We start from the raw sequence: 9,184 nt of genomic DNA, 5'->3' as shown, positions 1-9,184 counted from the left end.
TATTAACGACACCAAATTCAGAAGCTTTAGAAAAAAATTTAAAAAAATAACTTTGCGAGATTTGGCTAAAAAAATTGAAGAAAAGTCAGAGAAAGTGCTCAAGTTTCTACAAATTGAGCCGAGAGGGTCAAATTGTATAGAAAAGCATCAAAAATAAGAGATAAGGAAATGAATAGAGAAAATAAAAGAAGGAAAATGCAGAAAAGAAAAAGCCCCTTTTCCTTTGAGAGAACTGGGGCTAGGTTGGTCGCCAGAGCCTATGTGGAGATCAAGAGAAATGAACACATTTCCGGCATACCGGGTGCAACTCTACATTGAAAATGATTGGCAGGTGAGAGATGAGAGAGCCATTCATTCTGTTATAAAGTTGCTTGCCAAAAGCCCGCATTCCCATCCACGTCTGAATGTATTGAATACAGGCTAGAGGATACCAATCGTAGTAAATAACTGCTCACACTAGCTTGCTCAAATGCTCGATAACTATGTTAAAGTTTTTGACTGTAGAATGACTACTTATCGAAAAACTTTGCCTCATTCTCAAGCATTGAATCTACGCTATTTCTGAACTTTTATTCACTGTAATTGGTATAAACTACTGCAATAGTGACATTGCAGAGTTTGGCAACTGTTTCGCTTGAGCAAGAATCGAAGTACCTGCTTGTTGCAAAATTTGTGCTTTGGTCATTTGCGTTGTTTCTTTCGCAAAGTCCGTGTCTTTAATTCGGCTGTTCGACGCGTCAACGTTTTCTTGGATATTTGCCAAGTTGTTGATGCTGTGGCTCAGACGGTTTTGTTTCGCACCAAGATCCGCACGTTGTGAATCCACGTATTTCAGTGCAGAGTCCAGTACAGAAATCGCGTTCTGAGAGCCTTGAACCGTTGTCATATCAATATCTTGTACTGATGTTCTTACTGGCTCATCGCTTAGGCCTAGCTCAGAAGCAAGACCACCAGAGATCGAGATGTCACCCTGAACGTTTGGATGAGCAACAAAAATTTGCAGCTTGCCATCTTCGCTTACAGACGCGTTGATCATGTCTGATTGACCATTGATGTACGTTGCTAGCTCTTCGATGTCATCACCCGCTTTCGCGTTGATATTTATTTCTAGATCATCAACATTACCATCTTCGTCTTCACCCATGCCAGGAAGCGTGATTTTTAGATCGGCTTTAGTTGGATCAACACCCCAATCTTTACCTTTTCCTACTTCAGAGAAGAATGTCACACCTCCCATACGAGTGTCATCTGCACGAATACTGGTTAGACCCATGATCATCGCTTCACCAGAGCTCGCACCGATTTGGAATGCCGCTTCACCGAATGAGCCGTTCAATAGACGACGGCCACCGAATGATGTGGTTTCTGCGATACGGTTCAGTTCGTCAACCAACGCCATTGATTCTTCGTTGATTGCCTGACGCTCAGCAGGAGAGTTAGTACCGTTTGATGACTGGATAGCCAAGTCACGCATACGCTGCATTACTGACGTTGCTTCGTTCATCGCACCTTCAGCCGTTTGAGCGATAGAGATACCATCGTTCGCGTTACGCATTGCCACATCAAGACCACGAGACTGTGCCGTTAGACGGTTAGAGATCTGCAGACCTGCTGCATCGTCTTTTGCACTGTTAATTTTGTGACCTGATGATAGACGCTCCATCGAAGTATTCAGCTCGTTGGTCGCTTTATTTAAGTAACGCTGCGCGGTCATCGCGGAGACGTTAGTACTAACTGTTACAGCCATTTTGCTCTCCTTTTGAGTTCGCAAGCTTTTGCGAAGCGGCCAGCTTTACTCTCATTTGGATAAGCACTGACCGTAAAAATTACTTGCTAAATCTGCCTTTAACGCAGGGTTTAGAATCTCGAAATCTGTTCTGACATTATTCAATACAATTTGTGTGCCAACTTATTTAAGATATCGATTCCAAATTAAAATAGATAAATAAACAATAAGTTAGATAACACACTCGCTGTTTTCGACCTCTTTCTCTATGCGATGAAGATATTTTCACACCAAGAGAAGCTTGCCGCTCACATTACCACCGGTGCCTTTGCCGCATTCGGTAAAAACATGCCGCTCACTCACCTCAGCTAAACGACTTTTGATATTTCTCGCACTTAAGGCTTGGCACATAAGGCATCAAAATCTCTCGTTGTCGTTATTCGCCGCTGGCCGTCAAATCATTAAATGTAGTTAAACAATGTCAGGTCTTTTGTTTTGCCAAAAGCTTGTTGCGAGGCCTGCAATGCACGCGAGTTCTCACTGAACTCGATCACGGCTTTGGAGTAATCCAAATCCTCAAAATTGCTCTTTGCTTTTGCCAAAGACAAGTTGAAGTCTTCGTGGTTTTGCTCTTGAATATCGAGCGTGCTCAGCCTTGCACCCACGTCGGTTCGAGCTTTGTTCAAATGGATGAACGCGGCTTGAAATTCCTCAGTCATTTGGTGCAACTTCGCGGTCGCTGATGTATCGGAAACGGATTTATCCGACCAAGACATCGCTTCCTTAAAGGTATCGAAAATACTGAAGGACTCACGTTTTTCGATGCCGATGCTGTCTCCAGGGGTAATTTGCCCTTTCACATGCACTTTAAGCCCTTTGTACTCGATGCCTTTTTCTGGCGAAAATTCGTCAGCGTCCACCACTTTGCCGTTTCGCTCCAATTGGTAGCCAAACTTGCCGTTATTCATATCGACAAACGTCACGCGATAAGAAGCGGTGTCCTTCGCATCCACATTGGTTGCTTTGCTTAGCAGTAAGTCAGAGCCGCTTTGTAAATCGTAATTAGGCTGGTAATCACCAAACGGGTTTGGGATTTCCATGAACAGTTTGCTACCAGGATCGTTCATCGGCATATCCAGCATGCTGGACACTTTCATTTTGCGTTGGTAATCATCACCAGCGTATTGCACGCTGCCATCTTTATCACGATAAAATGGCTGGCTTTTCGGCTTTGTCCCCGCAAACACGTAGTTGCCCGATTCATCTTGCGCATTCACTAAGTTAAGGAAGTTATTTGCAATTTCTTCCAACTCACGCTTTTTCGCTTGTCGGTCTTCGGCAGAAAACGCACCGTTGATCATTTCCATGGTGAGACGTTTCGATTCATCAGCGAAGCTTTCTGCGTTCGCGATATTCACTTCGTGGTTTTCTAAACGGTTACGCACCAACACAATCGAGCTTAAATATTGCTTTAACTGCTCTTGCTGCTGGCCAATATTCTGAATGTAATGCGCAGCCAGCGGATCATCACTTGGTTTAAGCAGCTTCTTACCTGAGGCAAGTTGCTCTTGGTTGTGATGGATCTTGTTCTCTTGGCGACGCAAGTCATTTTGTACAGACTGATAGTTATGGAAACTAGAAATTCGGGTTAACACTTATCTCTTCTCCTTACCTCAGTTGCAAAATGGTGTTGAAGGTGTCATTTGCCGCCTGCATCACGCGTGATGAAGCCATGTAAGCTTGTTGAAACTTCATCATGTTGGCGGCCTCTTCATCGAGGTTCACACCCGCAATCGATGCTACACGTTCTTGTGCGGCTTCATGCTCTAAACGCGCAACCGATGCTAAGCGGTTAGCCGTTGCCGATTTCAAACCCACTTCAGTATTAAGATTGTGGTAAACGTCAATCAAGGTACTCGATTTACCATCCATCATTTTGTTGGTTTGTAATTGCTGCATCTTTCTCAAGTTGCCGTTACCACCTTCTGACGGCACCAAGTTGGCCGTAAATTTGTCGTTCAGCAGTGCGCCTTCTGTCAGTTCAAAGATGGTTGCATCGCCATTTTTGTATAGCGGATGACTTTTCGGCACTGAGATTTCAATCAGCGGATCATCTTTGTCTAACGGATAAGAGTATTTATCGGACAGTAAGTTACCTTTGTTATCGGTAATCTTTAGCCACGCTTTGTCGTGCTTTTCATCGGGTGGCTGAACCGTTACTTCAAACTCTTTTACATCACCCGCTTCACGAATATTGAATTTCGCACTGCCTTGAGCAAACGTCGTAGACGCTTCATAACTTTGTGCGGCAATGGATTTAGCGTCGTTGGTTTCCATCTTGATGATGGCAGCACCACTGCGTGTAGGACGCAGCAGCACTCGTTCGCCAGCGGCAAGGCCTTCACCGATTTGCACTCTCATGCCATCCAATACGAAGGTAGAATCCGACTGGTCTATATCTATCTGAACTTGCTCGCCTTTCGGTGTTGTCACACTGTAGCGATCACCGTCGAAGCGCAACGCATATTCGCCACCTTTCAACGCTGAAATATCATCGACATAAACGGCAACATCCGCTTTCGAGTTTGGTGCGGTAAAGACTCGTGATTTAGCCACCAGTTCAGAATTCACATCGGTGAAAACGTCTTTACCGATTTTGCCGTTGAGATCCAAACCTTGCGATTGCAGTTGGTTGACCTTGTAAGAGAATCCGGTAGCTAAGCGCCCCATTTCATCCAGCAGTTGCGGAATGTGTTTGTCACGCATGTCGAGTAGAGCGCCAATTTTGCCGTCCATGTCGTCGGCCTTAATCGCTTTAATGCCATCGCCTTCGACCATCGCTAGACGTCGTTGGTGCACGTCTGGGTAGCCATCAATCATTTTTAATTGGCTTGCCTCTGTGCCCGACACCAAGGTATGACCATTGCCGATGTGCACGTTGAAACCTTCAGCGTTTTTACGTGGGGTCACAGTGACCTTAGTGTATTCCGACAGCTCGGTAATCAGCTTTTCATGCTGATCCATCAAATCGTTATGTGGACCAGGAGTGCGCATCATCAAGCGGTGGATGTCACGAATTTCTAGCGCCAGTTGGTTAATGCGCTCAATGCCCATGTCCAATTTTTTATTGGTCACGTCTGACTGCAGTCGCACCGTTTCGTGAAAGTCGTTTAATGTGTCTGAAAAGATTTTTGCCTTTTCCAACACAACTTTACGCGCACCTAAATCGTTTGGTGTGTCTGCCATGGTTTTCACAGCATCAAACCACTCGTTGAGGTTTTCTGGGATCTTCTTCGATGCAACAGAGCTCAACATGCTAGAAAGCATGTCTAAGTTATCTTGGGTATCCGTTTTATTCGCATTACTTGTAGAGGACAGGTTGAGTTCATTAACGGCAAATTGGTCCCACGAGCGGCGAACATTTTCCACATGCACGCCCATGCCGTAGGTCGAACCACCAAACATGCGTGGATCGTTAGTACCCTGAATCACTGACTGACGGCTGTAACCTTCTGTATTAACATTAGAAATGTTATGACCAGTAGTATTTAACTGCCTCTGAGCAGTAAGCACACTTTGAGTACCTACATTCAGAAGATCTGACGCCATACCTGCCCCCAAAAACGAAATAAGATCGGTAAATACCGATCACCTAGACAAGTAAAAGCAAAAGATGTGCCAAGTGAAATTTAGAGTAGTAAATTCAGGTAAAATAAAGGCTTGCACGATGGCAAGCCTCAATGATTCGCGTACGCGGCAACCCCAAAAGGTTACATACTTTCGATTTTCTGCTTCACTTGCAGAACTTTGTCGGCGTAGGTTGGATCCGTCGCATAACCTGCTCGATGAATACCGCGAATAAAGGATTCAGAATCTCCGCGTTGCTGCAATGCCGTCTCGTAACGTGGATTGTCATTCAAGAAACGGACGTAGTCGTTGAAACTATCTTGATAGTTCGAGTAAGAACGAAACGCTGCCGTCTCTTTCACTGGCGTATTGTCATGAAATTCCAATGTTTGCGTGGTGACTTTATCACCTTGCCAGCTTCTGTCTGCTTTGATGTTGAACAAGTTGTTACTGCTACCACGAGCATTTTGCACCACTTTTTGTCCCCAGCCAGTTTCCAGAGCTGCTTGAGCAAGAAGCAATGATGGTTCGACACCCAACGCTTTCGCCGCCTTTTCAGCGTATGGCTTCATGGAGTTCACAAAAGATTCTGGCGAATCAAACTTAGCGGGAGTATGGCTGGTACGGGAAAGTTCGCCGGACTCAATCAAACGCTTTTCAATTTCACGCGCTTTTTTAGGGTCCACGCGACGATATTCTACGGCGCTGTTTGCCGCATCGCGCATTGCCGTTTCGCTCTTATCATTGCCTTGGCCAGCCGTCAGCTGTGCCACAATCATATCTGCCAAGCCCATAGAGCCATTTGCGCTCAGTTCACTCGCCATCTGCTCATCAAGCATCTGGCGGTAAAACTTCTCATTTTGGCTATTCATGATGTTCGACTCGAAGCCTTCGTTCGCTTCGCGCATCGACTTCAGCATCATGGATGTAAAGATAGACTCAAACTGACGAGCAGCCGCATGCAGTGCTTCTTGCTCGCCATCTTTGCCCTCTTTCACCGCTTTCTGACGCAGGCTATCGAGTGAGCTAATGTCGTGAATAAAACCGATATCGTTAGGATTCTTCATCATCGCAACCTCCTAACCATTAAATGATGATCAACTGGCCTTCGATGGCACCAGCTTGTTTCAATGCTTGTAAGATGGCCATCAAATCAGAAGGTGCTGCGCCCACTTCATTCACCGCACGTACGAGGTCATCCAGCGTCAAACCCGGCTCGAATTTGAACATCTTGCCTTTTTCTTCCGTCACTTCGATATCTGAATCGGGCACCACGACCGTTTGGCCGCCAGAGAAGCTGTTTGGTTGGCTAACGTTTAGATTTTCTTTGATGGCGACAGTCATGCCACCATGCGTCACTGCCGCAGGCTTAAGACGCACGTGTTTGCCAACGACAATCGTGCCAGTACGGGAGTTAACAATGATCTTCGCCGCGCCATCAGCTGGGTCAAACTCTAGGTTTTCAATCGCGGACAAAAACGCCACACGCTGGCTGACATCACGCGGGGCACGCACGCGTACCGACGTCGCATCGACTGCACTAGCCATTTGTGGGCCAAGGAAGTTGTTTACCGCATCCGCCATGCGTTGTGCGGTCGTGAAATCAGATTCAAGCAAGTTGAAAGTAATGTAATCACCACGACCGAATGGGTTTGGAATTTCGCGCTCTACCGTCGCACCACTAGAGATAAGACCAACGGTTGGGTTGTTACCAACAATTTTTGAACCGTCAGCGCCTTCAGCACTGAAACCGCTCACCACTAAGTTACCTTGGGCAACCGCGTAAACTTGACCGTCTAGACCTTTAAGGAACGTTTGTAGAAGCGTACCACCACGTAGGCTTTTCGCACTGCCGATTGACGATACAGTCACGTCCACTTGTTGACCCGGCTTAGAAAATGGCGGCAACTCTGCCGTGACCATAACCGCGGCAACGTTTTTGATTTTTGGCTTGGTACCCGGCGGCAGCTGAATGCCGAAATTTTGCAGCATGGCTGCGAAACTTTGCTCAGTAAATGGGTTCGCTTCGCCCGTACCTGGTAAGCCTGAAACCAAACCATAACCCACGAGTTGGTTGCTTCGCACGCCTGCCACTTGCGCGACGTCTTTGATTCGTGCGGCTTGGGCGGCTGTAGAAAACAGAGCAACGCTCATCAGTAATAAAACGATTCTTTTCATGCTTACTTAATCTCTTGCAGTCAATTTGCCGTCAGTGCGGCGTCTTATAGCGCTACATTAAAGAATCGTGCCAAGAAGCCAGGCTCTTGCATATCTTGTGACAAACCGGTTCCTGAGTATTGAATTCTTGCGTTAGACACGCGATTTGACGCAATTGTGTTGTCGAAGTTGATGTCATCAGGACGAATTGTGCCGCTCAAGCGAATGTACTCGTCACCCGTATTTAGCGTCATCCACTTCTCACCACGGATCACGAGGTTGCCGTTTGCCAGCACTTCGATCACTTCGACCGTAATGTAACCACTGATGCTGTTACTCTGCTTCGCAGAAGAGTCGCCGGCAAAGGTGTTGGTGTTGTTCAGATCGTACGAGAAGTTGTATTTGCCGCCAATTTGCAGCTCTTGACCACCGACAGACAGAGGTTCCATCTTCGCATCGTTGGTTTTTGATAGATCGGCGTTGGCACTCTTAGTCGCACGAGTCGTTTCGTCGAGCGTTACGGTAATGATGTCGCCGATGCCACGTGGCTTAGAATCGTCGTATAGGTCGGTAATGTGCTCGGTGCTAAACAAAGAGCCCGTTGCCGCCGCATAGTGCTCAGGTTTTTGCTTAGGGTGAATCGGGGCCCATGCCGGATCGCCTGCCACCGGATCGGTTCTGCCGCGCAAAGTATCAATGATGCCGCTGCTCTCTTCTTTCGACTTATCGCCTTCAACCGCATCCACCACCGTTGTCGCTTGGCTGACTTCGTCGGTTTCAATCGGCTCTAGCATCGCACAACCAGACATGGTCGTGATAAGTGCAAGTAGACAAATACGTTTCATCATTGGCTCCCTAAATCCCGATCTTAGTGATTACAACTGCTGGTTAACGAAGCTCATCATCTTGTCGACTGATGAGATAACTTTTGAGTTCATTTCGTAAACACGTTGAGCTTCGATCATGTTGACCAGCTCTTCCGTTACGTTCACGTTAGATGCTTCAAGCATGGATTGACGAATTTCGCCCAAACCATCAAGACCAGGGACACCTTCTTGTGGGTCACCGCTTGCGCCAGTTGGTAGGTAAAGGTTCTGACCGATTGGCTCAAGACCACCAGGGTTTACAAAATCAGTAATGGTTAGCTGGCCCACTACAACGTTGTTTTGCTCACCACGAATACGCACTGAGACTTCACCGTCTGTACCAACCGTGATAGAAATTGCGTCTTCAGGAATCACAATCTCCGGCTCTACAGGGTAGCCAGAGCCAGAAGTCACTAACGTACCTTCACCATCCAACGTGAACTGGCCGTTACGGGTGTAACCGATGTTGCCGTCTGGCAAAGTTACTTGGAAGAAACCATCGCCTTCCACCATCATATCGAGTGCGTTAGTGGTGGTTTGCGCGTTACCGTGCGTGTGCACTTTTTGCGTCGCAACCACTTTAGAACCGGCACCCAGCATCAAACCACTTGGCAGTTCCGTGTTCTGAGAAGATTGGCCGCCTGGCTGGTTGATGTTTTGGTAGAACAAATCTTCAAATACCGCACGGCTCTTTTTGTAACCTACGGTTGAGGCGTTCGCCAAGTTGTTCGAAATTGTTGCGATGTTGGTCTGTTGGGCGTCTAGACCTGTTTTACTTACCCATAGTGCTGGATGCATTGTGAACCTC

Annotated in this window: 7 protein-coding genes; all 7 read right to left on the bottom strand. The window is 46.7% G+C overall.

All coding sequences use genetic code 11. The annotated features are described in order from the left end of the window. Positions 1 to 592: 592 nt before the first annotated feature. Positions 593 to 1,747 carry a flagellin gene (locus ACF8CV_RS08015; protein WP_005462278.1) on the bottom strand — a complete coding sequence of 385 codons (1,155 nt, stop codon included), beginning with the start codon at positions 1,745 to 1,747 and terminating at the stop codon, positions 593 to 595. Between the two features lie 440 nt (positions 1,748 to 2,187). Then, positions 2,188 to 3,381, bottom strand: a complete 1,194-nt coding sequence (gene flgL / locus ACF8CV_RS08010; RefSeq protein WP_017448764.1) for a flagellar hook-associated protein FlgL — start codon at positions 3,379 to 3,381, stop codon at positions 2,188 to 2,190. 13 nt (positions 3,382 to 3,394) lie between these two features. Next, positions 3,395 to 5,335, bottom strand: coding sequence for a flagellar hook-associated protein FlgK (gene flgK, locus ACF8CV_RS08005; RefSeq protein WP_005482264.1), 1,941 nt, complete (start codon positions 5,333 to 5,335; stop codon positions 3,395 to 3,397). A gap of 161 nt (positions 5,336 to 5,496) precedes the next feature. Then, on the bottom strand, positions 5,497 to 6,423 hold the full coding sequence (flgJ, locus tag ACF8CV_RS08000; protein ID WP_005454015.1) for a flagellar assembly peptidoglycan hydrolase FlgJ: 927 nt from the start codon (positions 6,421 to 6,423) through the stop codon (positions 5,497 to 5,499). Positions 6,424 to 6,439: 16 nt separating this feature from the next. Then, positions 6,440 to 7,531, bottom strand: coding sequence for a flagellar basal body P-ring protein FlgI (locus ACF8CV_RS07995; protein ID WP_005454020.1), 1,092 nt, complete (start codon positions 7,529 to 7,531; stop codon positions 6,440 to 6,442). Between the two features lie 44 nt (positions 7,532 to 7,575). Next, positions 7,576 to 8,355: a flagellar basal body L-ring protein FlgH gene (flgH, locus tag ACF8CV_RS07990; RefSeq protein ID WP_208870984.1), complete on the bottom strand. Its 780-nt coding sequence runs from the start codon at positions 8,353 to 8,355 to the stop codon at positions 7,576 to 7,578. Positions 8,356 to 8,385: 30 nt separating this feature from the next. After that, entirely contained in the window at positions 8,386 to 9,174 is a 789-nt protein-coding gene (flgG, locus tag ACF8CV_RS07985; protein WP_005425600.1) for a flagellar basal-body rod protein FlgG, read from the bottom strand. Positions 9,175 to 9,184: the final 10 nt, after the last annotated feature.

The sequence above is a fragment of the Vibrio sp. zbq_1 genome (genome assembly GCF_043102935.1).
Classification (GTDB): Bacteria; Pseudomonadota; Gammaproteobacteria; order Enterobacterales; family Vibrionaceae; genus Vibrio; species Vibrio parahaemolyticus.
The sequence above is the reverse complement of the archived record's forward strand: the minus strand, read 5'-3'. Positions and strand labels throughout refer to the sequence as shown.

Excerpts from the sequence above, each read along its gene's own strand:
- flgH (WP_208870984.1), bottom strand. The coding sequence starts at position 8,355 with ATGAAACGTATTTGTCTACTTGCACTTATCACGACCATGTCTGGTTGT.
- flgJ (WP_005454015.1), bottom strand. The coding sequence starts at position 6,423 with ATGATGAAGAATCCTAACGATATCGGTTTTATTCACGACATTAGCTCA.
- flgG (WP_005425600.1), bottom strand. The coding sequence starts at position 9,174 with ATGCATCCAGCACTATGGGTAAGTAAAACAGGTCTAGACGCCCAACAG.
- ACF8CV_RS08015 (WP_005462278.1), bottom strand. The coding sequence starts at position 1,747 with ATGGCTGTAACAGTTAGTACTAACGTCTCCGCGATGACCGCGCAGCGT.
- flgK (WP_005482264.1), bottom strand. The coding sequence starts at position 5,335 with ATGGCGTCAGATCTTCTGAATGTAGGTACTCAAAGTGTGCTTACTGCT.
- ACF8CV_RS07995 (WP_005454020.1), bottom strand. The coding sequence starts at position 7,531 with ATGAAAAGAATCGTTTTATTACTGATGAGCGTTGCTCTGTTTTCTACA.